The sequence below is a fragment of the Kitasatospora sp. RG8 genome (genome assembly GCF_017813315.1).
Taxonomy (GTDB): domain Bacteria; phylum Actinomycetota; class Actinomycetes; order Streptomycetales; family Streptomycetaceae; genus Kitasatospora.
Window position 1 is genome coordinate 1 of sequence record NZ_JAGIYX010000014.1, and the last position, 22,475, is coordinate 22,475.

General features: G+C 74.8%; 19 protein-coding genes and 1 pseudogene. 14 read left to right on the forward strand and 6 right to left on the reverse strand.

Features of this window, described 5'->3' with window-relative positions:
* Together J5Y04_RS21075 and J5Y04_RS21080 are read right to left on the reverse strand one after the other, a co-directional pair.
* Positions 1–1,632 (reverse strand): annotated as a pseudogene (locus J5Y04_RS21075) (hypothetical protein); the annotation flags it as partial.
* A 196-nt stretch (positions 1,633–1,828) separates the two neighbouring features.
* Complete coding sequence (locus J5Y04_RS21080) at positions 1,829–2,239, reverse strand: hypothetical protein (protein WP_209413633.1); 411 nt, start codon at positions 2,237–2,239, stop codon at positions 1,829–1,831.
* 257 nt (positions 2,240–2,496) lie between these two features.
* Between J5Y04_RS21080 and J5Y04_RS21085 the strand changes: the two genes are divergently transcribed.
* On the forward strand, positions 2,497–3,306 hold the full coding sequence (locus J5Y04_RS21085; RefSeq protein ID WP_209413807.1) for a hypothetical protein: 810 nt from the start codon (positions 2,497–2,499) through the stop codon (positions 3,304–3,306).
* Between the two features lie 31 nt (positions 3,307–3,337).
* On the opposite strand, the gene J5Y04_RS21090 is transcribed toward J5Y04_RS21085, so the two are convergent.
* The gene (locus J5Y04_RS21090; RefSeq protein WP_148644236.1) at positions 3,338–4,507 is read right to left on the reverse strand and encodes an NADH-quinone oxidoreductase subunit D; all 1,170 of its coding nucleotides are present in this window, start codon (positions 4,505–4,507) and stop codon (positions 3,338–3,340) included.
* Positions 4,504–5,538: an SAM-dependent methyltransferase gene (locus J5Y04_RS21095; protein ID WP_209413634.1), complete on the reverse strand. Its 1,035-nt coding sequence runs from the start codon at positions 5,536–5,538 to the stop codon at positions 4,504–4,506. The genes J5Y04_RS21090 and J5Y04_RS21095 overlap by 4 nt, the downstream gene beginning before the upstream one ends.
* A 165-nt stretch (positions 5,539–5,703) precedes the next feature.
* On the opposite strand from J5Y04_RS21095, the gene J5Y04_RS21100 reads away from it, so the two are divergent.
* From J5Y04_RS21100 to J5Y04_RS21135, 8 genes are all read left to right on the forward strand, one after another.
* Positions 5,704–6,888, forward strand: coding sequence for a sensor histidine kinase (locus J5Y04_RS21100; RefSeq protein WP_245205171.1), 1,185 nt, complete (start codon positions 5,704–5,706; stop codon positions 6,886–6,888).
* 48 nt (positions 6,889–6,936) lie between these two features.
* Positions 6,937–7,626, forward strand: coding sequence for a response regulator transcription factor (locus J5Y04_RS21105; RefSeq protein WP_209413636.1), 690 nt, complete (start codon positions 6,937–6,939; stop codon positions 7,624–7,626).
* 88 nt (positions 7,627–7,714) lie between these two features.
* Positions 7,715–8,674, forward strand: coding sequence for a Rossmann-like and DUF2520 domain-containing protein (locus J5Y04_RS21110; protein ID WP_374106066.1), 960 nt, complete (start codon positions 7,715–7,717; stop codon positions 8,672–8,674).
* 4 nt (positions 8,675–8,678) lie between these two features.
* Positions 8,679–9,602, forward strand: a complete 924-nt coding sequence (gene panC, locus J5Y04_RS21115) for a pantoate--beta-alanine ligase (protein WP_209413638.1) — start codon at positions 8,679–8,681, stop codon at positions 9,600–9,602.
* Positions 9,603–9,760: 158 nt separating this feature from the next.
* Positions 9,761–10,210 (forward strand): aspartate 1-decarboxylase, encoded by a 450-nt coding sequence (gene panD / locus J5Y04_RS21120; protein WP_209413639.1) that lies wholly within the window; start codon positions 9,761–9,763, stop codon positions 10,208–10,210.
* A 17-nt stretch (positions 10,211–10,227) separates the two neighbouring features.
* Positions 10,228–11,901, forward strand: a complete 1,674-nt coding sequence (locus J5Y04_RS21125) for an L-aspartate oxidase (protein WP_209413640.1) — start codon at positions 10,228–10,230, stop codon at positions 11,899–11,901.
* A gap of 4 nt (positions 11,902–11,905) precedes the next feature.
* Complete coding sequence (gene nadC, locus J5Y04_RS21130; protein WP_209413641.1) at positions 11,906–12,874, forward strand: carboxylating nicotinate-nucleotide diphosphorylase; 969 nt, start codon at positions 11,906–11,908, stop codon at positions 12,872–12,874.
* Positions 12,875–12,906: 32 nt separating this feature from the next.
* Complete coding sequence (locus J5Y04_RS21135) at positions 12,907–13,695, forward strand: type III pantothenate kinase (protein ID WP_148644227.1); 789 nt, start codon at positions 12,907–12,909, stop codon at positions 13,693–13,695.
* Positions 13,696–13,705: 10 nt separating this feature from the next.
* Here J5Y04_RS21135 and J5Y04_RS21140 read toward each other — a convergent pair whose 3' ends face one another.
* Both J5Y04_RS21140 and J5Y04_RS21145 read right to left on the reverse strand, forming a co-directional pair.
* Positions 13,706–14,695, reverse strand: a complete 990-nt coding sequence (locus tag J5Y04_RS21140) for a hypothetical protein (RefSeq protein WP_209413642.1) — start codon at positions 14,693–14,695, stop codon at positions 13,706–13,708.
* Positions 14,696–14,763: 68 nt separating this feature from the next.
* The gene (locus J5Y04_RS21145; protein WP_209413643.1) at positions 14,764–15,318 is read right to left on the reverse strand and encodes a SigE family RNA polymerase sigma factor; all 555 of its coding nucleotides are present in this window, start codon (positions 15,316–15,318) and stop codon (positions 14,764–14,766) included.
* 274 nt (positions 15,319–15,592) lie between these two features.
* Here J5Y04_RS21145 and J5Y04_RS21150 point away from each other — a divergent pair, with 274 nt between their 5' ends.
* The 5 genes from J5Y04_RS21150 (at position 15,593) to J5Y04_RS21170 (ending at position 22,374) form a co-directional block, all read left to right on the forward strand.
* Positions 15,593–17,353: a peptidoglycan-binding protein gene (locus tag J5Y04_RS21150; RefSeq protein ID WP_209413644.1), complete on the forward strand. Its 1,761-nt coding sequence runs from the start codon at positions 15,593–15,595 to the stop codon at positions 17,351–17,353.
* Positions 17,350–18,045, forward strand: coding sequence for an ABC transporter ATP-binding protein (locus J5Y04_RS21155; RefSeq protein ID WP_209413645.1), 696 nt, complete (start codon positions 17,350–17,352; stop codon positions 18,043–18,045). The genes J5Y04_RS21150 and J5Y04_RS21155 overlap by 4 nt, the downstream gene beginning before the upstream one ends.
* Positions 18,042–19,277, forward strand: coding sequence for an ABC transporter permease (locus J5Y04_RS21160; protein WP_209413646.1), 1,236 nt, complete (start codon positions 18,042–18,044; stop codon positions 19,275–19,277). The genes J5Y04_RS21155 and J5Y04_RS21160 overlap by 4 nt, the downstream gene beginning before the upstream one ends.
* Before the next feature lie 189 nt (positions 19,278–19,466).
* The gene (locus J5Y04_RS21165) at positions 19,467–20,168 is read left to right on the forward strand and encodes a hypothetical protein (protein WP_245205162.1); all 702 of its coding nucleotides are present in this window, start codon (positions 19,467–19,469) and stop codon (positions 20,166–20,168) included.
* Positions 20,169–20,439: 271 nt separating this feature from the next.
* Positions 20,440–22,374, forward strand: a complete 1,935-nt coding sequence (locus J5Y04_RS21170; protein ID WP_209413648.1) for a hypothetical protein — start codon at positions 20,440–20,442, stop codon at positions 22,372–22,374.
* The last annotated feature ends 101 nt before the right edge of the window (positions 22,375–22,475 follow it).

A 22,475-nucleotide genomic window follows, 5' to 3' on the forward strand; every position in this document is an offset into this window, starting at 1 on the left:
CACCGAGTCCGTCCGCACGGTGACCGGCGCACCGCCGCCGCTGGCGTACGAGGCCGGGGCCGGGGCCGGGGCGGCCGGCGCCAGGGTGTAGTCCCCGTCGGACGGGCCGCCGCCGCTCCCGCCGCCGTGGTGCGCGGGGGCGGTCGGCCGCGCCGGGCCGTCCGCCTGGGCGGGCGGCGGGGTCCGGTCCCCGCCACCGGTCACCGGGCCGGTCCGCACGGGGGCCCGGCCGCCGTCGGCGCCGGACGCGTCCGCGCCGGGACCGCCCGAGCCGCCGGGGCCGTCGGAGCCCGCCACGGCTGCGCCCCTGCCGTGCCCGCCGCCGTCCACGCCGGCCATGGCCACCACGTCGTCCGGCCCGGCCCCCGGCGCCCCGGGTGCCGCGGGGGCGCCCGGGGTGCCCGGCAGCACGGCGCCCGGCCCGTCCGCGAGCGGGCCGCCCGGCCTGCCGTCCGGCCCGTGGCCGTTCCCGTGGCCGGCCGCCGCGAGGTCGGAGAGCGGTACGACGACCTCCTTGCCGTCCTTGTCGGTCAGCACCGGCCGGCCGTCCTTGCCGAGCACCGGCCGCCCGTGCTCGTCGAGCTTCACGGTGAGGTCCTCCACCCCGACCACCGGCCTGCCGTCCGCGCCCTGGACGACGAGCAGGCCGCCGGGGTCGGCCACCGGAGTGCCGTCGGCCCGGACGATGACCGGGTTGCCGTGCTCGTCCAGCACCGGCTTGCCCGTGCCGTCCACCTTCACCGAGAGGCCCGGCACGCCGACCACCGGCTTGCCGTCCTCGCCGATCACGGGCTTGCCGTCGCTGCCGGTCAGCACCGTCAGCCCGGCGCCGCCCGCGCCGAGGACACCGGGCTCGCCGAGCGCCACCGGCAGGCCGGCCGCCACCGGGTCGAAGGCGCCGCCGGGGCCGGTGGTGTACGAGGCCGGGCGGACGCCACCGGGGCCCACGGCCGGGCCGAGGCGCAGCAGGGCGACCACGGCGGGCTCCTTGAGCGTGCCGCTCAGCCCCTCCTTCATGGCCCGGCCGAGCTCGTCCAGCAGCCCGCCGATCTTCAGCTTCGCGGCCTCGACGGCGACCGCCGCCGCCACCTCGGCGACCTTCTCGGTGGCGGCATTCTGCACCTTGCCCGCCAGGGCGTTGACGCCCTGCTGGAGCCCGCCGAAGACGCCGCCCGGAGCGGCGCCGCCGTCCTTGGTGGTCGCGGTGGCGGCGGCGACCTCGGCGGCGGCCTGCTTGGCCTCCGCCGCCTGCTCCTCGGCCTTCTTCAGCTCGGCGGCCAGCTCGGTGAGGGTGGCGACGATGTCGCCCTTGCAGCTGTCGACGGCCCGGGCGGCCTGGTCGAAGGCGCCGGCGACCAGGCCGGTGGCGGAGTGGGCGTCGTCCAGGTGCCCCTTGCCGCTCCCGCTGAACGCCTGCCAGTACGCCTCGAAGGCCTCGACCGCGCGGCCGGAGTTGTCCCCGGCGACCCGCTTGGCGGAGTCCCCGCCGCGCTTGCCGAGGCGCTCGGCCTCGATGCCGAACTCGCGCCAGAGCCCGGCCGCCTTGCGCAGCCCGTCCTCGTCGGCCTGCGGCCACTGGTGACCGGTCCTGGCCAGGACCGGTGCCAGCTCCTCGGGCAGCTTCCGGGACACGTGCCTCCCCCTTCGACGTGCGGAATTCGACGCGCGGACCGGACGGTGCGGACGTCGACGTGCGGACTTCGGGCACTGCGGGCCTCGGGAACCGCGGGCTCCGGGAGCCGCGGAGCCCGCGCCGTGCGGGCCGTGGTGTGCGGGCCGTCGCGGGCCGTCCGCCGAGGGCGGCGGCACGACACGGACGGGCCCGGTGTCAGGCCGACATGTCCTTGGGGACGGTCTTTCCGCCCGCCGGGGTTGCGCCCGGCCTCCCGCCCGGCGCCGCCGCACCGCCGAAGCCCGTCGCGGCCGAGGTGTCGGCGTCCGCGGTCCGCTCGGCCATGGAGTGCAGCCCCGAGCCGACCTGGCCGAGCCGGCCGGCCAGCCCGCGCAGCCCGCCGAGCAGGCCCCCGTGCGCGTCCTTGTAGACGGCGGCGAACCCGCTGCCCGGCTTGTCCAGCCCCCACGGGCTGCCGAGCGCGGCGAGCGACTGCTCCAGAGCGGTGGCGGCCTTCCCGAAGTCCTGCGAGATCTTCTCGAACTCCCGCCCCTCGCCGTGCAGTTCCCACGGCTTGATGACGAACCTGCCGCCTCCGCCCGCACCGGTGCTGCTGCCGCTGGCCATCCCCGTACCTCCCCGTAGCGGACCGGCCGCCATCCTAGGGCCGCCGCCGGGCGGGTCCGCAGGCCGCCGGGGACCTCTTCACCCCGCCTTCACGCCCACCGGCGCCCGGCGCCCGGGCCGTCACGCGGTGAAATCGCCGTGAACGCCCACGTCACGAGCGGTTCCCACCGCCGCCGAGGCTCTACCCTTGCCGGGTGGCAGCAGCAGACACGTCCAAGAAGAAGTCCAAGACCGGGTCGACCGCGGTCGACCTCGCGATGCCCACCCTGCGTACCGAGGTCCCGCTCGACTTCCCGCGCGCCTGGGTCGAGTTCACCGACCCCGACGACGAGGAGCAGGTCTTCCGCTGCGACCTCACCTGGCTGACCTCCCGCTGGTCGTGCATCTTCGGCCAGGGGTGCCACGGCATCCGCGAGGGCCGCGGCGAGTCGGACGGCTGCTGCACGCTCGGCGCGCACTACTCGGACGAGGACGACGAGCAGCGCGTGGCCGGCCACGCCGCCCGGCTGACGCCCGAGATCTGGGAGAACTTCGCGCACGGCACCGACGCCAAGGGGCGGATCAAGGCCGACGACGGCATCACCATGCTCGACGAGGACGGCGACCGGCAGACCCGCCGCGTCAACGGCGCCTGCATCTTCGTCAACAGCCCGGGCTTCGCGGGCGGCGCCGGCTGCGCCCTGCACGCGCTCGCCCTCAAGGAGGGCCGGGAGCCGCTGGAGACCAAGCCCGACGTCTGCTGGCAGCTCCCGGTGCGCCGCACCTACGACTGGATCGACCGCCCGGACGACACCCGCTACCTCCAGGTCACCATCGGCGAGTACGACCGCCGCGGCTGGGGTCCGGGCGGCCACGAACTGCACTGGTGGTGCACCGGCAGCCCGGAGGCGCACACCGGCGCCGACCCGGTGTACGTCAGCTACCGCCCCGAGCTCACCGAGCTGATGGGCCGGGCCGCGTACGAGGTGCTGACCGGCCTCTGCGAGCAGCGGATCGCCACCAGGGGCGACCGCAAGGTGGCCCCGCACCCGGCCGATCCGGCCAGGCCGAAGAAGAAGCAGAAGTAGACGGCGCAGGCGGGGCCCGGGCGACCGGGCCCTACTTGTCGATGTCCCCGACGACGAAGAACATCGAGCCCAGGATCGCCACCATGTCGGCGACCAGGGTGCCGGGCAGCAGCTCGGTCAGCGCCTGGATGTTGTTGAAGGACGCCGAGCGGAGCTTGAGCCGCCACGGCGTCTTGTCGCCGCGGGACACCAGGTAGTAGCCGTTGACGCCGAGCGGGTTCTCCGTCCAGGCGTAGGTGCTGCCCTCGGGGGCCTTGAGCACCTTGGGCAGCCGCAGGTTGACCGGGCCGGGCGCCAGCGTGGCCAGCTTGTCGAGGCAGGCGTCGGCGAGGTCCAGCGCGTTGACGGTCTGCTCCAGCAGGCACTCGAAGCGGGCCAGGCAGTCGCCCTCCTCGCGGGTGACCACGGTCAGCACCGAGCGCAGCTCGTCCGAGCCGTACGCGAGGTAGGGCTCGTCGCGGCGCAGGTCGAAGTCGAGCCCGCTGGCGCGCGCGATCGGCCCGCTGACGCCGTACGCCTCGGCGTGCGCCCTGCTCAGCACGCCGACGCCGGCGGTGCGGGCGCGGAAGATCTCGTTGCCGAGGACGAGGTCCTCGAAGACCGGCAGCTGGGAGCGGACGACGGCGACCGCGGCGCGGACCCGGCCGAGCCAGCCGGCCGGGAGGTCCTCCTTGAGGCCGCCGACCCGGTTGAACATGTAGTGCATCCGGCCGCCGGAGGCCTCCTCCAGCACGTGCTGGAGGTCCTCGCGGCCGGAGAACGCGTGGAAGATCGGGGTGATCCCGCCCAGCTCCAGCGGGTAGGAGCCGAGGAACATCAGGTGGTTGAGCACCCGGTTCAGCTCGGCGAGCAGGGTGCGGATCCAGACCGCGCGCTCGGGCACCTCCATGCCGAGCATCCGCTCGACGCCCAGCACCACGCCCAGCTCGTTGGAGAAGGCGGAGAGCCAGTCGTGCCGGTTGGCCAGCATGATGATCTGCCGGTAGTCGCGCGCCTCGAAGAGCTTCTCCGCGCCGCGGTGCATGTAGCCGATCACCGGCTCGGCGGACACGATCCGCTCGCCGTCCAGCACCAGCTTCAGGCGCAGTACGCCGTGGGTCGCGGGGTGCTGCGGGCCGATGTTGAGCACCATGTCGGTGGTGCCCGCCTCGCCCGTGAAGTTCTCGGCTCCCGCCCCGATGCCGACCGTGGTCTCCCTCATGACCCCAGAGTCTGCCATCCCGGCATCATCTCCAAGCTCTCCGGCCCCTTCAGGATCTCGGGCAGTGGCATGCGGACGGCCTGCGCGAGCCAGCCGAACGAGCCCAGGCCCGCGGGGTCGGTCAGCTCGGCACCCTCGCCGGCGCCGCCGAGCGCCCGCAGGTAGGCCACCGGGTCGATGGAGGCCAGGGCGAGCGACGGGCGGGCGCCGCTGACGCCGAGCGCCCGCAGGGCGTCGCGCTGCGTCGTCCACAGGCTGTGGAGACCGGGCACCGCCACCGCGTCCAGCGCCACGTGCGCGGTGACGTCGCAGGAGCCGTCGGGCACCGGCGGCACCTCGCGGCCGGCCCGGAAGCCGGTCAGGGTGGCGAACAGCGGGCGCCGCCCGGCGGTGTGCCCGTAGTCGACGGCGACGGCCAGGCCGCGCTCCAGCCCGGCGACGGCGTGGGCCCAGGCCGCGTCCCGGGGCCCGCCGAGCTCCACGAAGTCCCCCGGGTGGTCGACCGGCCACCAGCGGGCGGCCCAGGCGGCGTCCGCCGCGTCCACCGGCCCGCCCGTCCGCTCGGTGCCGGTCGCGGTGTCCACCTCGGCGTAGCGCAGCACCCCGTCCTCGTCCACCTCGCCGGAGTCCAGCGGCACGTTGTCCAGCCACTCGTTGGCGAACAGCAGCCCGCTGACCCCGCGCGGCACCTCGTCCGTCCACAGGGCTGTGGACGGCAGGCCGTCCGGCCGGTCGGCGATCTCCACGCCGTACGGCCGCAGCCGCGCGAGCACCGCGTCCGGCAGCTCGGCCAGCACGCCGGTCAGCAGCTCGCCGCGGCCCGCCCCGACGTCCACGAAGGCCAGCTCCTCCGGACGGCCGAGGGCCGCGTCCACCTCCAGCAGGAGCCGGGCCACCGCACGGGCGAACAGCGGGGAGGCGTGCACGGAGGTGCGGAAGTGCCCGGCCGGGCCCTCCGGCCTGCGGTAGAAGCCGCCGTCCGGGTCGTACAGGGCCTGTTCCATGGCGGCCCGCCACCGCATCCACGTCATGTGCCGGGACGCTACCGGGATCCGGACGCACCCTCCCAACCGGAGGCGGGGCTTCTCCGACCTAGGGAGTAGGACGGATCGCCCTCCCGGCGGACCTGGGCACGCTGCGCGACTGCCTACGCTTGAGACGTGCATCGACTCAACGCCTGGCTCCGCCGTCACCCCATGGTGGTCGACTCCGCCTGGGCGTCGCTGGTGCTCTTCCTCGGCCTCCTGCCCGACAGCACCAACGCCACGGGCTGGAAGCTCGGCGTCTACTACGCCATCGCGGTCGTCATCCCGCTGCTGATGGTGTTCCGCCGCCGGTTCCCGAACCTGACCGTCGGCGTCGCCGGCGCGGTCGGGCTGCTCCAGGTCGCGCTCGGCGTGCCGGTGGGCGCCTCCAGCATCGGCTACCTGGTCTTCGCCTACACCGGCGCCGCCTTCGGAGCGGTCTGGACGTCGCGGCTCAGCCTGGCCGGCGGACTGCTGGCGGGGCCGCTGGTCCTCGGGCGCTTCCCGTCCGGCTACACGGACGACGACGGCGTCTGGCACGGGCAGCACCGCAGCACGGCCGAGTTCCTGCTGGTCTCCGCCCTGATGTCGACCCCGTTCATCCTCTGCTGGGCGTGGGGCCGGCTCACCCGGGTGCGCCGCGCCTACCTGGTCGAGCTGGAGGACCGCGCCGCCCGGCTGGAGCGCGAACGGGACGCCCAGGCCAAGGTGGCGGTCGCCGCCGAGCGGGCGCGGATCGCGCGCGAGCTGCACGACGTGGTCGCGCACAACGTCTCCGTCATGATCGTCCAGGCCGACGGCGCCGCCTACGTCCTGGACAACTCACCCCAGCAGGCCAAGGAGGCGCTCGGCACGATCGCCTCCACCGGCCGCCAGGCGCTGGTCGAGATGCGCCGCCTGCTGGGCGTGCTGCGCACCGCCGACACCGCCGAGGAGTACGTGCCGCAGCCCGGCGTCGAGGAGCTGCCCGAGCTGCTGGACCAGGTCCGCACGGCCGGCCTCCAGGTGGACTTCGCCACCTCGGGCAACCCGCGCGAGCTGCCGCGCGGCGTCGAGCTGACCGTCTACCGGATCGTCCAGGAGGCGCTGACCAACGTCCGCAAGCACGGCGGCCCCGACGTCCACGCCCGGGTCTCGGTCGACTTCGGCGAGCGCGAGCTGGCCGTCCTGGTCGAGGACGACGGCCGCGGCTCCACCGACGAGCAGCTGGCCACCGGCGGCATCGACGGCCAGGGCCACGGCCTGATCGGCATGCGCGAGCGCGTCGGCATGGTCAGCGGAAGCCTCGACGTCGGGCCACGCCCCGGCGGCGGCTTCCGGATCCGTGCCGTCCTGCCCCTCAAGACGGCACACTGACCCGGCCACCCCGCCGACCTCGTCGCCGCCACCAACCTAGGAGCCACCTTGACCATCCGCGTGATGCTCGTCGACGACCAGGAGCTGCTACGTACGGGCTTCCGGATGATCCTGCAGTCGCAGGGCGACATCGAGATCGCCGCCGAGGCCGGCGACGGCGCGCAGGCCCTGGAGAAGCTGAAGCAGACACAGGTGGACGTGATCCTGATGGACGTCCGGATGCCCCGCCTGGACGGCGTGCAGGCCACCCGGCGGATCTGCCTCGCCGAGGACGGCAGCCCGCTGCCGGACGCCCCGCACGTCCTCATCCTCACCACCTTCGACCTCGACGAGTACGCCTTCGCCGCGCTCAAGGCCGGGGCCAGCGGCTTCCTGCTCAAGGACGTGCCGCCGACCGAGCTGGTGGCCGCGATCCGCGCGGTGCACGGCGGTGACGCGGTGGTCGCGCCGACCACCACCCGCCGCATGATCGACCGCTTCGCCGAGGTGCTGCCCACCCCGGCCAGCGCAGCGGGCCCGGACACCCTCGGCCCGCTCACCGAGCGCGAGCGCGAGGTCTTCCTGCTGGTCGCCCAGGGCCTGTCGAACGGCGAGATCGCCGCCCGGCTGGTGCTCTCCGAGGCCACCGTGAAGACCCACGTCGGCCGGATCCTGGCCAAGCTCGGCCTGCGCGACCGGGTCCAGGCCGTCGTCCTGGCCTACGAGGCGGGCCTGGTCCGGGCCGGCGCCACTGATTGAATCCGCCCGGGGCCGCCCCCGTAGAATGGGCCGGTGCGTCCGGTACCCGAAGAGGACCGGAACGGAGAGTGAGGACCAGGGCCGAGCCGTGAGTACGTCCGACAGTGCCGACTTCACCCCGGCCGACTTCGCCCCGCTCGCCGACGGTTTCGGCGACCCCGCCGACCCCGGCAACCGCCCCGCGCGGCTCGCCGTCGGCGTGGTCGGCACCGGCCGGGTCGGCCCCGCGCTCGGCGCCGCCCTCCAGCTCGCCGGCCACCGGGTGGTCGCCGCCTCCGGGGTCTCCGCCGCCTCCCGCCGCCGCGCCGACGCGCTGCTGCCGGGCGTGCGGATCGTCACCCCGCCGCAGGTGCTCGCCGCCGCCGACCTGGTGCTGCTCACCGTCCCCGACGACGCGCTGGCCGACCTGGTGGCCGGCCTCGCCTCGACCGGTTCGATCCGGCCCGGCCAACTGGTCGTGCACACCTCGGGCGCGCACGGCGTCGCCGTCCTGGAGCCCGCCACCCGGGCCGGGGCGCTGCCGCTGGCGCTGCACCCCGCGATGACCTTCACCGGCACCTCCGTCGACCTGGCCCGCCTCGCCGGCTGCCCGTTCGGGGTGACCGCCCCGGACGAGCTGCGCCCGGTCGCCGAGGCGCTGGTGGTAGAGATGGGCGGCGAGCCCGAGTGGGTGCCGGAGGGCGTCCGCCCGCTCTACCACACGGCCCTCGCGCACGGCGCCAACCATCTGGTCACCCTGGTCGCGCAGGCGCTGGAGCTGCTGCGCACCGCCGGGGTCGCCGAGCCCGGCCGGCTGCTCGGCCCGCTGCTCGGCGCCGCCCTGGACAACAGCCTGCGCTCCGGCGACGCGGCGCTGACCGGCCCGGTCGCCCGGGGCGACACCGGCACCGTTCGGCGCCACCTGGCGCAGCTCAGTACGGTGTCCCCGGACATCCCGGCCGCCTACCGGGCGATGGCCCGCGCCACCGCCCAGCGGGCACTCGCGCACGGGACGATCGACGAAGCGTCGGCGGCGGCGCTGCTGGACGTACTGAACGAGGAGAGCTGACCACATGGCACGCGGCAAGCAGCCGGGCAAGGCCCAGCGGGCACCCAAGGTCCACCGGGCCGTCGTCACGCACACCGTCGCCGACTTCGAGGCGGCCTTCTGGCCGGACGAGCAGCCGGTGGACAACGCGGTCGTGATGACCATGGGCGCGCTGCACGAGGGCCACGCCGCGCTGATCCGCGCCGCCCGCAAGCAGGTCGGCCGGGAGGGCCGGGTCGCCGTCACCGTCTTCGTCAACCCGCTGCAGTTCGGCGCCGACGAGGACCTGGAGCGCTACCCGCGCACCCTGGACGAGGACGTGCGCCTCGCCGAGGAGAACGGCGCCGACGTGGTCTTCGCGCCGTCGGTCGACGAGGTCTACCCGAACGGCGAGCCCCAGGTGCGCCTGGCGGCCGGCCCGATGGGCGAGCGCTACGAGGGCGCCACCCGCCCGGGCCACTTCGACGGCGTGCTGACCGTGGTCGCCAAGCTGCTGCACATCACCGACCCGGACTTCGCCTTCTTCGGCGAGAAGGACGCCCAGCAGCTGGCGATCATCCAGCGGATGGTGGCCGACCTCGACTTCGACGTCGAGATCGTGGGCGTGCCGACGATCCGCGAGGAGGACGGCCTGGCGCTCTCCTCCCGCAACCGCTACCTCTCCGACGAGGACCGCGTGCGCGCGCTCGCCCTCTCCAAGGCGCTCTTCGCCGGCCGCGACGCGGCCGCGCAGGGCCCGAAGGCCGTGCGCGAGGCCGCCGCGGCCGTCATCGCCTCCTCGATCGAGGAAGGCGGCGCCGAAGGCGTCACCCTCGACTACCTCGCCCTGATCGACCCGCACGACTTCACCGAGGCCGCGGACGACTTCCAGGGCGAGGCGGTGCTGGCCGTCGCCGCGAAGGTGGGCTCGACCCGCCTGATCGACAACGTCCACGTCATCTGCCGCTAGGCGGATGAGCGACAAGCACAGAATCGTCCGCCGGGCGGGACGGGCAGCACGCCCGGAACCGTCCGCCGGACGGGACGGGCGGCAGGCCCAGAACCGTCCGCCGCTGTATCCGGTATCCGAAGCACCACTAGGCATGCACTCACAGGAGGCGTGACCCCATGCTCCGCACCATGCTCAAGTCCAAGATCCACCGGGCCACCGTGACCCAGGCCGACCTGCACTACGTCGGCTCCGTCACGGTGGACGAGGACCTGCTCGACGCCGCCGACCTGCTCCCCGGCGAGCTGGTCCACATCGTCGACATCAACAACGGCGCCCGGCTGGAGACGTACACCATCGCCGGCCCGCGCGGCTCCGGCGTGATCGGCATCAACGGTGCCGCCGCCCGCCTCGTCCACCCGGGCGACCTCGTCATACTCATCGCCTACGGGCAGATGGACACCGCCGAGGCCAAGGGCTACGAGCCGAAGGTCGTCTTCGTGGACGCCGCCAACCGGATCACCGGCATGGGCGGCGACCCCGCCGAGGCCGGGGAGGGCACCGGGCTGCTCCGCGGTGACAAGGCGTACGGTGACGGCAACGACGCGGCCCCGACCGCCGCGCGCTGAAGGAGCCACTGAACGCCATGTCCGTCACGCACCGCCTCGCCGCCCCCGCCCCCGGCTGGACGACCACCACCGACGTCGTCGTGGTCGGCTCCGGCGTGGCCGGCCTCACCGTCGCCCTCAACGTCCGCAAGGCCGGCCTGCGGGCCGTGGTGGTCACCAAGGCGATGCTCGACGACGGCTCCACCCGCTGGGCCCAGGGCGGCATCGCCGCCGCCCTGGGCGAGGGCGACACCCCCGAGCAGCACCTCGACGACACCCTGGTGGCGGGCGCCGGGCTCTGCGACGAGGAGGCCGTGCGCACCCTCGTCACCGAGGGCCCCGACGCCGTCCGCCGGCTGATCGCCACCGGCGCCGCGTTCGACCGCGACGAGGCCGGCGAGATCCTGCTCACCCGCGAGGGCGGCCACCACCGGCGCCGGATCGCGCACGCGGGCGGGGACGCCACCGGCGCCGAGATATCGCGCGCACTGGTCACGGCCGTCCGCAGCGACCCCGGCCTGGAACTGATCGAGCACGCCCTCGTCCTCGACCTGCTGACCGACGCCGACGGCCGTGCGGCCGGCCTGACCCTGCACGTGATGGGCGAGGGCCAGCGCGACGGCGTCGGCGCCATCCGGGCCCGCGCGGTGGTGCTCGCCACCGGCGGCATGGGCCAGGTCTTCTCGGCCACCACCAACCCGGCGGTCTCCACCGGCGACGGCGTGGCACTGGCGCTGCGGGCCGGCGCCGAGGTCACCGACCTGGAGTTCGTGCAGTTCCACCCGACCGTGCTCTGGCTCGGCCCGGAGGCCCAGGGCCAGCAGCCGCTGGTCTCCGAGGCGGTCCGCGGCGAGGGCGCCCACCTGGTCGACGCCGCCGGCACCCGCTTCATGCTCGGGCAGCACGAGCTGGCCGAGCTCGCCCCGCGCGACATCGTCGCCAAGGCGATCACCCGGCAGATGCAGCTCCAGGGCGCCGAGCACATGTACCTCGACGGGCGGCACTTCGGCGCCGCGATGTGGGAGCAGCGGTTCCCGACCATCCTCGCCTCCTGCCGCGCGCACGGCATCGACCCGGTCACCGAGCCGATCCCGGTCGCCCCGGCCGCGCACTACGCCTCCGGCGGCATCCGCACCGACCTCCACGGCCGCACCAACGTCCCGGGCCTCTACGCCTGCGGCGAGGTGGCCTGCACCGGCGTGCACGGCGCCAACCGGCTGGCGTCCAACTCGCTGCTCGAAGGCCTGGTCTTCGCCGAGCGGATCGCCGCCGACCTGACCGACCTGCACCGTGCGGGCCGGCTGCCCGAGCGGTCGGTGGACGTCGCGGCCGCCCGCGCCGCGCACGCGGTGCCGCTGCCCGCGCCCGAGGCGCGGGCCGAGATCCAGCGGCTGATGTCTCACGGAGCCGGCGTGCTGCGCTCGGCCGCGTCGATGGCGGGCACCGCGGCCGGCCTCGCCGGGCTCGCCGGGCAGGCCTGCGCGCACGCCGCCGAGGAGAAGCCGGCCGACCCCCGGGTGGAGACCTGGGAGGCCGCCAACCTCCTGCTGGTCGCCACCGCCCTGGTCGAGGCCGCCGCACAGCGTGCCGAGACCCGCGGCTGCCACTGGCGCGAGGACTTCCCCGAACGCGACGACGCCGGCTGGCGGCGCCACCTGATCACCACGCTCACCGCCTCCGGCGACCTTGTCAGCACCCCTGAGGAGCAGTAGAACCATGACCCACTCCCACGAGGAACTCCCCCTGGCCTCCCAGGGCGGCTGCGGCGACGGCTGCGCCTGCGGGGACGGCGAGGGCTACGAGACCGGCCTCGACCCGCAGCTCGCCGAGCTGCTGGAGGAGGCCGGCCTGGACCCGGTCGAGGTCGAGGACATCGCCTCCCTGGCGCTGGCCGAGGACCTGGCCGGCGGCGAGGACGTCACCTCGGTCGCCACCGTGCCGGCCGACGCCGTCGCCACCGCCGACTTCACCGCCCGCGAGGCCGGCGTGGTCGCCGGCCTGCGGATCGCCGAGGCCGTCGTCTCGCTGGTCTGCGAGGAGGAGTTCGAGGTCGAGCGGCACGTCCAGGACGGCGACCGGGTCGAGGCCGGCCAGGTGCTGCTCTCCGTCCGCAGCCGCACCCGCGACCTGCTGACGGCCGAGCGCAGCGCGCTCAACCTGCTCTGCCACCTCTCCGGCATCGCCACCGCGACCCGCGCCTGGGCGGACGCCCTGGAGGGCACCGGCGCGGTGGTCCGCGACACCCGCAAGACCACCCCGGGCCTGCGGGCGCTGCAGAAGTACGCGGTCCGCTGCGGCGGCGGCGCCAACCACCGGATGGCGCTCTCCGACGCGGCCCTGGTCAAGGACAACCACGTGGTCGCGGCCGGCGGCGTCGCCGAGGCGTTCCGGGCCGTCAAGGCCGCCTACCCCGACCTGCCGGTCGAGGTCGAGGTGGACACCCTGGAGCAGATCCCGCCGGTGCTGGAGGCCGGGGCCGACCTGATCCTGCTGGACAACTTCACCGTCCCGCAGCTCAAGGAGGCCGTCGCGCTGGTGGCCGGCCGGGCCCGGCTGGAGGCTTCCGGCGGCCTGACCCTGGCCACCGCGCACGAGGTCGCCCAGACTGGTGTCGACTACCTGGCCGTGGGCGCGCTCACGCACTCCTCGCCGATCCTGGACATCGGCCTCGACCTGCGCGCCTGATCACCTGATCGCCCCTCACGCAGAAGGCACCCATGCTGCTCACCATCGACGTCGGCAACACCCAGACCACACTCGGCCTGTTCGACGGCGAGGAAGTGGCCGAGCACTGGCGGATCTCCACCGATCCGCGCCGCACGGCCGACGAGCTGGCGGTGCTCCTCCAGGGGCTGATGGGCTCGCACACCGCGGTCAACGAGGCCGCGGTGGACGGCCTGGCGATCTGTTCGTCCGTCCCCTCGGTGCTCCACGAGTTCCGCGAGGTGACGCGCCGTTACTACGGTGACGTCCCCGCGGTCATCGTGGAGCCCGGGGTGAAGACGGGCGTGCACGTCCTGATGGACCACCCCAAGGAGGTCGGCGCCGACCGGATCGTCAACGCGCTGGCCGCCAACCACCTGTACGGCGGCCCGTGCATCGTGGTCGACTTCGGCACCGCCACCACCTTCGACGCGATCAACGCCCGCGGCGACTACGTCGGCGGGGCGATCGCCCCCGGCATCGAGATCTCGGTGGAGGCGCTCGGCGCGCGCGGTGCCCAGCTGCGCAAGATCGAGCTGGCCCGGCCGCGCAACGTCATCGGCAAGAACACCGTCGAGGGCATGCAGTCCGGCATCCTCTACGGCTTCGCCGGCCAGGTCGACGGCCTGGTCGACCGGATGGCCCGGGAGCTCGCCAAGGACCCGGACGACGTCCAGGTCATCGCCACCGGCGGGCTGGCCCCGCTGGTCCTCGGCGAGGCCGCCACGATCGACGTGCACGAGCCCTGGCTGACGCTCATCGGCCTGCGCCTGGTGTACGAGCGCAACCGCCCGACGGCCTGAGCCGCCGACGTCACCGCTTGGCGGCCTCGGTCGCGGCGGCGGCCATGCTCTCCGGCGAACCGGCACCGGGCACGGGGGCCGGCGCCTGCAGGGCCGGCGGGACGGCCGGGTTGCCGTCCCGGGGCGTGGCCGGGGCGGTCGGCGTGGCCGGGGTGCCGCTCGGGATGGCCGGGCCGGTCGGCTTGGCCGGGCCGGTGGGCTTCGATGGCCCGCGCGGCGGCTGCACCGGCGACGGGAGCGCCGCGCCGACCCCCGCCCAGCGCGAGTCGGTGGCCACCGCGGAGAGCTGCTGCGTGGTCAGCGGCGGGGCGGTACGGGTGACCGGGGTGCCCCGGTCGAGCGGCTTGCGGTTCCACTCCTGGATCATCAGGCTGTAGCCGGCCTTGGAGTACAGCTTCGCCGACCAGGTCTTGCTGCCCGCCGGCTCGTCGGCCCGGGTGCCCGCCTGGTAGACGATCAGCTGGGAGCCGTCCGCGAGGGTGGTGTCGGTGCAGGTGTCGCCGCCCGCGGCCAGGACCTGGGGCTCGGGGCAGCCCGGCGCCGGGACCATGGCGTCGGGGGTGCGCGTGACCCAGAACAGGATCTGGGCCTGGCCGTGGCCGTCGTCGTAGGTGAACCGTGCCTGCGGCGTGCCGCTCTCCGTCCCCCGGGCCTCGCCGGTCGTGCCGATGTCGATGGTGCCGGCCGGCAGCAGCTCGGTCAGCATGCCGAGGAACTCCTGGCCGGAGACCGGTGCGGCCGAGGCCCCGGAGGCCGGGCTGGCGGCGACACCGCCGCCGCTCAGGGAGCCGGCGGCGACACCACCGACCCCGATCAGCGCCAGTGCGGCGGCTCCGGCCAGCACCGACGCCCGCCGGCGGCGGCGCAGCCGGCGGCCGTACGCCCAGCCGGAGTCGACCAGCGGGGTGGTCTCGGCGTGGAACACCTCCCCCGCACGGCTGATCGCCTCGGCGAAGTCCTGCTCGTACTGGGTGTCGGGAAGGTCCCGGTCTGCGGGCATGCTGAACCACCGTTCCAGGTCGGTCGAGTGTGTCGAGTGTTGGGTGTGAATCGGTCCGGCTCGGGCTCTCAGCGCTCGGCGAGTGCGTCGAGACCGTCGCCGAGGACCGCGCGGATCCGGCCGAGCGCCCGGACCGTCCGGGTGCGGACCGCACCCGAACTGCTGCGCAGGATCTCGGAGGTCTCCTCGACGCTGCGGTCCTCCCAGTAGCGCAGGACGAGGACCGCCCGGTCGCGCGGCGCGAGCCTGGCGAGCGCGTCGACCAGGGTCAGCCGCAGCGCCGGGTCGCCCTCGCGGGCGGCGCCGTCCGGGACGGCCTCGACGGGCTGTTCGCCGCTGCTGCGGCGGCTGCGGTGCGAGAGGAAGGCCCGCACCAGCACGGTGTGCGCGTACCCGGCCGGGTTGTCGATCCGGGCGCGCGGGGTGAACCAGGAGGTGCGGTGCCACTGGACGTAGATCCGCCCGAGCGCCTCCTGGACCAGGTCCTCCGCCAGGTGGGTGTCCCCGCCGGTCAGGAGGCAGGCGGTGCGGTACAGGTTCGGGGTGCGCGCCGCCGCGAAGGCCCGGAAGTCCTCGTCCCGGGCCCGGCCCCCTGCCGTCCGAAGCTGACCTTCTCGTGCCATCTGCCGGGCTCCCCTGCGTCGTTTTCCCCTACACCTGAATGACCGGCGGCGGCCCGGGGATGTTACAGAGGTCCGCCGGGCTCGGGTCCGCGGGGACGACGGGGGTTCGGCCGGGAGGGGTCGGCGGGGGGTCGGCGGGGGTGCGGCGGGGGCCGCGGCCCGGCTCCTCTTCCCGGACGGCAGGCCATCTGATCTTCCGTCAATGGTGTTGTATACAAGCCTGGTTGACCCAGTCGTGAAACGTGGCCCGGGGGGCCGGATCGAGGGTGGGGGCGTGACGGAGTTCGAGGGGAAGGCCGGGACGGTCAAAACGGCCGGGGACGGGCCGGCCGACGGGCCGGAGCCATGGGAGGACGGTTCCGGGCGCCACGGGCTGCGGCGGCGCAGGCGGCTGCTCCTGGTCGTGGTGGCGACCGCGGTGGCCCTCTCCGGCGGCGGGCTGGCCGCCTCACTGGTGATCAAGTCGCCCGCGCAGGCGGCGGCGGAGAGCAAGCCGCCGCCGGCGGACGTGCTGACCGCACCGGTGGAGAAGCGGGTGCTGACCGACTCGGTGGTGGTCCGGGGACTGGTGAGCGCCGGCCAGTCGGTGGACGTGGCCCCGGCCGGCGGCGCAGCGGGCGGGGCCGGTGCCAAGCCGGTGGTGACCAAGCTGCCGCTGAAGGCCGGCGACCAGGCCCGGGCCGGGCAGTCGGTGCTGGAGGTGGCCGGGCGGCCGGTGTTCGCCCTCAAGGGCGACCTCCCCGTCTACCGGGACCTCAGGCCCGGGGCCACCGGACAGGACGTCAAGCAGCTCCGGCAGGCCCTGAAGGAACTGGGCTTCGGCTCGGACGACGACCCCGAAGGCACCTACGGCGCGGCGACCAAGGCCGCCGTGCAGGCCTTCTACGCGGCGCGCGGCTACGACCCGCTGCCCGCCTCCCCGGACGGCGACGCCCAGGTGTCGGCCGCCCAGGACGCGGTGACCGGCGGCGAACGGGCACTGTCCGACGCCAAGGACGCGCTGAAGGCCGCCCAGAGGCGGTACGACGACGCGGTGGCCGCCCAGCGGGCCCGGCAGTCCGCCCCGGCCCAGCCCTCCGCGACGGCCGCCCCGGGGGGCGCCGCGGGTGCCTCTGCGGGTGCTGCCGCGGGTGCTGCTGCGGGAGACGGCGCCGGGGGCGCGCCGGGCACCGCGGGTGCGGGCACCACGGGTGCGGGCACCGCGGGTGCGGGCTCCACGGGTGCCGGGGCCGGCACCGGGGGCGCGGGCTCCGCCGGCGAGAACCCGGCGGACGCCGCCCGCACCGCCGTCGACACCGCCCAGAAGCAGGTGACCCGCGCCGGCGAGGACCTCGCCAAGCTCCGGAGGAAGGCCGCCGACGTCAGGGCCGCCACCGGCCCGATGGTCCCGGCCGCGGAGCTGCTCTTCCTCTCCGGCTTCCCCGCCCGCGTCGACGCCGTCACCGGCCGGATCGGCGGCGAGGTCAGCGGCAAGGTGCTGACGGTCTCGGCCGGGGCGCTGGTCGTCAGGGGCTCGCTGTCCGTCTCCGACAAGGGACTGGTCCATCCGGGCCAGCAGGTCGAGATCCTCTCCGAGCTGGCCGGGACCAAGGCCGCCGGCAAGGTGACGGCGGTCGCCGACACCCCCGGCGACCCCCAGCAGAGCGGCACCGGCGGCAGCGGCCAGCAGGGCGGTGGCACCAACCAGGGTGGCGGCACCGGCCAGGGCGGCGGCCCGGCCGGCTACCAGCTGGTGGTCGAGCCGGACGCCCCGCTCGACCCGAAGCTGGCCGGCCAGGACGTCCGCCTCACCGTGCGGGCCGCCTCCTCGGCCGGCCCGGTGCTGGTCGTCCCGCTGTCGGCGGTCTCCGCGACGGCGGACGGCAGGACCGTGGTGACGGTCTACGGGAACGGACAGCGCCGCCGGGTCGAGGTCACCCCGGGCACGGTCGGCGGCGGCAGCGCGGAGGTCCGGCCGCTGATCGATGGCTCGCTCGGGCCCGGCGACCAGGTGATCGTCGGCGTGAAGGACGCGGACCGGGCGGGCACCCCGTGAGCGCCCCCGTCATCGAGTTCCGCCAGGTCGGCCTGACCTACCCCGGGCCGCCCCCGGTCACCGCCCTCCAGCCCTGCGACCTGGCCGTCGAACCGGGCGAGTACGTCACGGTGACCGGCCCGTCCGGCTCCGGCAAGTCCACCTTCCTCAACATCGCCGGCCTGCTGGACACCCCCACCACCGGCCGGTACCTGCTGGACGGCATCGACACCGGTGCGCTCCCCGACGGCGACCGCACCGCGCTGCGCGGGCGCCGGATCGGCTTCGTCTTCCAGTCCTTCCACCTGCTGCCGCACCGCTCGGCGGCCGAGAACGTCGCCCTGGCCATGCTCTACACGTCCGCTCCCGGCCGCCGGGGCGCCGCCGAACGGCGGGAGCGGGCCCGCTCGGCCCTCGTCCAGGTGGGCCTCGGCCACCGGCTGGACGCCCTGCCGACCCGCCTCTCGGGCGGCGAACGGCAGCGGGTCGCGATCGCCCGGGCGCTGGTCGGACAACCCTCGCTGCTGCTCTGCGACGAGCCGACCGGCAACCTGGACACCGCCACCGCGGAGTCCGTCCTCGCCCTGCTGGACGAGCTGCACGCGGAGGGCCTGACCGTCCTGCTGATCACCCACGACCCCCAGGTGGCCGCCCGCGGCCGGCGGACGGTGGCGATCCGCGACGGCGTGCTGCGGGAGGTGGCCACGGCATGAGGCCACGCCGCCGCGCCCACGTGGTCGAGCCGTCCCGGCTGCCGCTGCGCGACCTGCTCTCCGAGGCCCTGGCCGGGGTGCTCCAGCGGCCCGCCCGCTCGGCGCTGACCGGCCTCGGCACCGTCCTCGGGGTCGGCGCCTTCGTCGCCGTCCTCGGGCTGACCGCCACCACCTCGTCCCAGATCGACTCCCGGTTCAGCGTGCTGAGCGCGACCGAGGTGAGCGTGGAGGACACCGGCGGCCCGCGGCCGGAACTGACCCGGCTCTCCTTCCCCGCCGACGCCGACGCCCGCATCCAACGGCTGAACGGGGTCGAGGCGGCCGGCGTCTACTGGCCGGTGCGCCAGGCCACCGGCGCCGTCCGGGCCGCGCCGGTCGGCCGGCAGAACGGCGGGGACCAGGTGCCGGTGGTCGCCGCCTCGGCGGGCGTCCTGGCGGCGGCCGAACCGCAGCTGGTCCAGGGCCGGACCTTCGACTCCTGGCACGACGACACCGGCCGGCAGGTCGCCGTGCTCGGCGCCGCGACGGCGGCCCGGCTGGGGATCACCACGCTCGAAACCCAGCCCGCGATCTTCCTGGACGGCAAGCCGTTCACCGTCATCGGGATCATCGGCGACGTCCGGCGCAAGGCCGACCTGCTGCTCTCCGTCACCGTGCCGCGCGGGGCCGCCGAGCGGCTCTGGGGCCCGCCCGACCGGGAACGGGCGAAGATGATCATCTCCACCAGGATCGGCGCGGCCCAGCAGATCGCCGGCGAGGCCGCGCTCGCCCTGGACCCGGCCCACCCGGAGAACTTCAAACCGGTACCGCCGCCGGACCCGCGCACCCTGCGGTCCAACGTCACCTCCGACCTCGACCAGCTCTTCCTGCTGCTCGCCGGGATCTGCCTGGTGATCGGCGCGGTCGGGATCGCCAACACCACCCTGGTCGCCGTCCTGGAGCGGACCGGCGAGATCGGCCTGCGCCGGGCGCTGGGCGCCAAGGGCCGCCACATCACCGGCCAGTTCCTCACCGAGTCGGCCTCGCTGGGGCTGGTCGGCGGCCTGGTCGGCACCTCGCTCGGGGTGCTCACGGTGCTCGGCGTGGCCCTGGCCCGCGACTGGACCCCGGTGGTCGCGCCGGCGACGGTGGCCGCCGCGCCGCTCGTCGGCCTGGCCACCGGCCTGCTGGCCGGCGTCTACCCGGCCTGGCGCGCGGCCCGGATCCAGCCCGCGGAGGCGCTGCGGCGCTGACGCCGCCCAGGGGCGCCAGGACCGCACCGGCCGCAGGCGCCGGACGGACGACCCACCGGATGTCCCGCTGTACGCCCGGCGGGACATTCGGCGGGCCGAACGTGGGGCATCGGCGCGACGTTACCGACAAATCGGATATTCCTCACGTAGTGTCAACCCATGCCTACGCCACACGGATCGCGCGGCGGCATGGCTTTCAGCGCCGACGAAGTCCGCGTGCTGCGCCGCGCCCTCGCCCAAGCCCTGCACCCTGCCGTCCCCGCCCACCTCCAGGCCCCCGGCGGGCTGCCGTTCACCGCCACGGGCGCCGAGTTGTGGGCCGAGGACGTCCAGGACGCCCTGCGCCTGACCGAGGCGATCGACGAGGCCGTCCAGGAGGGCGGCCGGTTGCGCGCCTTCCTGCTCGCCGACCTCGGCCGCTACCGGGCCGCGCTGCCCGGCAGCGCCGGCGGCTACCTGGAACGCCTGGAGGAGGCGGTCACCGACGGCTACCTCCCCGGCCCCGAGGACCTCACCGCACTGCGCGGACTGACCCGCCAGCCCTGCGGCCAGCACGAACGGGCCCGCCGCTCACGACTGGCCGGCCGCTGCCACGCACTCGCCGAGGCCGCCGTCCGCGAGCGGCTCGCCCTCACCACCGGCCACCGCCACCTCGTCGCCGTACCGAGCCCCGCCGCACCCCCGAGCAGTCTCCCCATCCCTGTTGGAGGACGGATCCCGATGAGCAGCACCGACGCCGGCGCCGACCAGCCCGCCACCCCCGCGTCCGCGCCCCGCCCGCACCGGATGCCCACCCCGGCCGAGCTCTTCGGGCGCCGCCCCAAGCCCCCGGCCCGCCCCGAGGCCCCCGCCGAGACGGAGGAACTGGAGCTGGCCACCGGCACCGGCTGACCGCGCCCGCCCGCGAAGGGGGGCGGCGGGCCGATGGCCCGCCGCCCCCCTTCGCTTCGTTGCCGAACGGTAATCAGCGGAGGGCAGCCCCGAGGATCACCCCACTGGTATGACTTTGTGCTGCCGGAGTGACCCTCCGGTGGGGGGCGGGCTCTGCAAGAACACTCTTTCGTACAGTTCACCGGTCACGCGGCCGGTGGCGGGGCCGGACCGTGCCTGGTCCGCCATCGTTCGCTCCCTGATCCGCCCACCCGCGATCTCTGGAGCATGGATGGACCGGTCCACCCCCTACCCGCGGCGAGCCCGCGCATGGTCGCCGCCGCGCACGATACTGCGCCTCGCGATCGCCGCAACCGAGCTCGCCCTCGCCGCGGTCACCGTTCCGGCATCCGCCGCACCGGTCGTCTCCCCCGGTGCCCCCGTTCCGCCGGCCGCCGTTCAGCCCGGCCGGTTCGTCCAGACGGATCTCACCAGGCTACTGGACACCCGGGCCGCCATCGGTGTACCGGCCGAGGGGCCGCTCGGCGGCGACAGCACCCTCCGCTTCCCCGTCGGCCAGCTTGCAGCCGGTGCCACGGCAGTGGTCCTGAACGTGACAGCCACGGACACCACAGGAGACAGCTTCGTCACCGTCCACCCCGACGGACAGTCACGGCCCAGGACGTCCAACCTCAACTTCACTCCCGGCCAGACGGTGGCCAACCTGGTGACCGTCCCGGTGTCCAACGGATACGTCGACGTGTACAACCACCTCGGCTCGGCCAACCTGATCGCCGACCTGTTCGGGTACTACACCGACGACCCCGCGGTGGCGGCCTCCACTTTCCAGGCGGTCACCCCGTCGCGGGCGCTGGACACCCGCACAACGGGTCCGGGCGGCACCGCGCAACCGGTCGGCGCGGACGCCACGGTCAACCTTGAGCTCGCCGGGCGCAACCGTGTCCCGGCCGCGGGGGCGACGGCCGTGGTGCTCAACGTCACCGCGACCGACAGCACGGGCTCCAGCTTCCTCACCGTGTACCCGCACGGCACCTCCCGGCCGGTCACCTCGAACCTCAACTTCACCGCAGGCCAGACGGTGCCCAACCTCGTCACTGTCCCGCTCGGGGCCGACGGCAGCGTCGACCTCTACAACCACGTCGGCACGGCCAACCTGGTCGTGGACGTGTTCGGCTTCTACACCGGCGCCCCCAGCGGCTCCGGCTTCACCTCCACCGGCCCGTCCCGGGTCCTGGACACCCGGGACCCGGGACGTCGCCCGGTCGGCCAGGGCGGCATCCTGAGCTGGTCCGTCAGCGACGAGCCGGCCCTGCCCGCCGGCAAGGTGAGCGCCGTCGTCCTGAACGTGACGGCGACCGGTCCGACAGCTGCCAGCCACCTCGACGTGTACCCGGGTGGGAGCCCCCGGCCGAGCAGCTCGAACCTGAACTACAGGGCGGGCGAGACCGTGGCCAACACGGTGATCGTCCCCGTCGACCGCTCCGGGGACGTCAACTTCTACAACAACGCCGGTTCGGTGGACGTGGTGGTCGACCTGTTCGGCTACTTCACCGCCCCGCAGGGCGGCCCGACCGGGTTGTCGATGGACGACGGGGGCTGTGACTCCCCCAGCCCCGGTCGCTGGTTCATCCCGAACTTCGGGGCCTCCAAGCTCGGTGCGACCGCGGGCAAGCTTCCCGGCGCCTCCGGGCCGGTCTGGACCCAGATGGTCCTGACCGGCCCGGAGGGCACCAAGACGTTCGCGACCGACGCGGCCCAGCCCGACGGCCGACCGGTCTCCGCGCTGATCTTCGAGGGTGACGTGGTCAAGGGCAACGCGTACAGCTGGTACGCGTACACCACCGACGGGGTGCACACCTCCCCGGCTAGCACACCGTGCTACTTCAGGGCCAGCCAGGATCCCGGCTTCACCATGACGATGTCGGATCCGAGTACCAGCCCCATCTACATGGGTCAGACGATGCACTTCGCCTTCACCGCCACCACGGACGAGATCGAGCCCGGGTTCCAGCCGGCGTACTTCAGGTACAGCTTTGCCGGTATCTACGACACCGAGGCGCCGACCGTCCCCGCGGTCAACGGCGCTGCGACAGTCGACGTCGTACCGAACAACTGGGGCATTCAGAACCTCACCGTCACGGCGGTCAGCGTGGACGGCACCCGGAAGTCGTACGCCGGCAGGACCTTCTACGTGATCTGGCGCTGACCGGGATTTCTCGCCGAAGGGGGAGACCGCACACCTGCGGTCTCCCCCCTTCGGCGTGCCGCGACGGGCGGCGCGGATATCCCGTGGCGGAGCACGGTGTG

Coding starts and splice junctions, on each gene's coding strand:
- nadC (WP_209413641.1), top strand. CDS start 11,906: ATGACCCACTCCCACGAGGAACTCCCCCTGGCCTCCCAGGGCGGCTGC.
- J5Y04_RS21085 (WP_209413807.1), top strand. CDS start 2,497: ATGCCCACCCTGCGTACCGAGGTCCCGCTCGACTTCCCGCGCGCCTGG.
- J5Y04_RS21170 (WP_209413648.1), top strand. CDS start 20,440: ATGGACCGGTCCACCCCCTACCCGCGGCGAGCCCGCGCATGGTCGCCG.
- J5Y04_RS21145 (WP_209413643.1), bottom strand. CDS start 15,318: ATGGCACGAGAAGGTCAGCTTCGGACGGCAGGGGGCCGGGCCCGGGAC.
- J5Y04_RS21165 (WP_245205162.1), top strand. CDS start 19,467: ATGGCTTTCAGCGCCGACGAAGTCCGCGTGCTGCGCCGCGCCCTCGCC.
- J5Y04_RS21140 (WP_209413642.1), bottom strand. CDS start 14,695: ATGCCCGCAGACCGGGACCTTCCCGACACCCAGTACGAGCAGGACTTC.
- J5Y04_RS21090 (WP_148644236.1), bottom strand. CDS start 4,507: ATGAGGGAGACCACGGTCGGCATCGGGGCGGGAGCCGAGAACTTCACG.
- panC (WP_209413638.1), top strand. CDS start 8,679: ATGGCACGCGGCAAGCAGCCGGGCAAGGCCCAGCGGGCACCCAAGGTC.
- J5Y04_RS21125 (WP_209413640.1), top strand. CDS start 10,228: ATGTCCGTCACGCACCGCCTCGCCGCCCCCGCCCCCGGCTGGACGACC.
- J5Y04_RS21135 (WP_148644227.1), top strand. CDS start 12,907: ATGCTGCTCACCATCGACGTCGGCAACACCCAGACCACACTCGGCCTG.
- J5Y04_RS21095 (WP_209413634.1), bottom strand. CDS start 5,538: ATGACGTGGATGCGGTGGCGGGCCGCCATGGAACAGGCCCTGTACGAC.
- J5Y04_RS21100 (WP_245205171.1), top strand. CDS start 5,704: ATGGTGGTCGACTCCGCCTGGGCGTCGCTGGTGCTCTTCCTCGGCCTC.
- J5Y04_RS21080 (WP_209413633.1), bottom strand. CDS start 2,239: ATGGCCAGCGGCAGCAGCACCGGTGCGGGCGGAGGCGGCAGGTTCGTC.
- panD (WP_209413639.1), top strand. CDS start 9,761: ATGCTCCGCACCATGCTCAAGTCCAAGATCCACCGGGCCACCGTGACC.
- J5Y04_RS21160 (WP_209413646.1), top strand. CDS start 18,042: ATGAGGCCACGCCGCCGCGCCCACGTGGTCGAGCCGTCCCGGCTGCCG.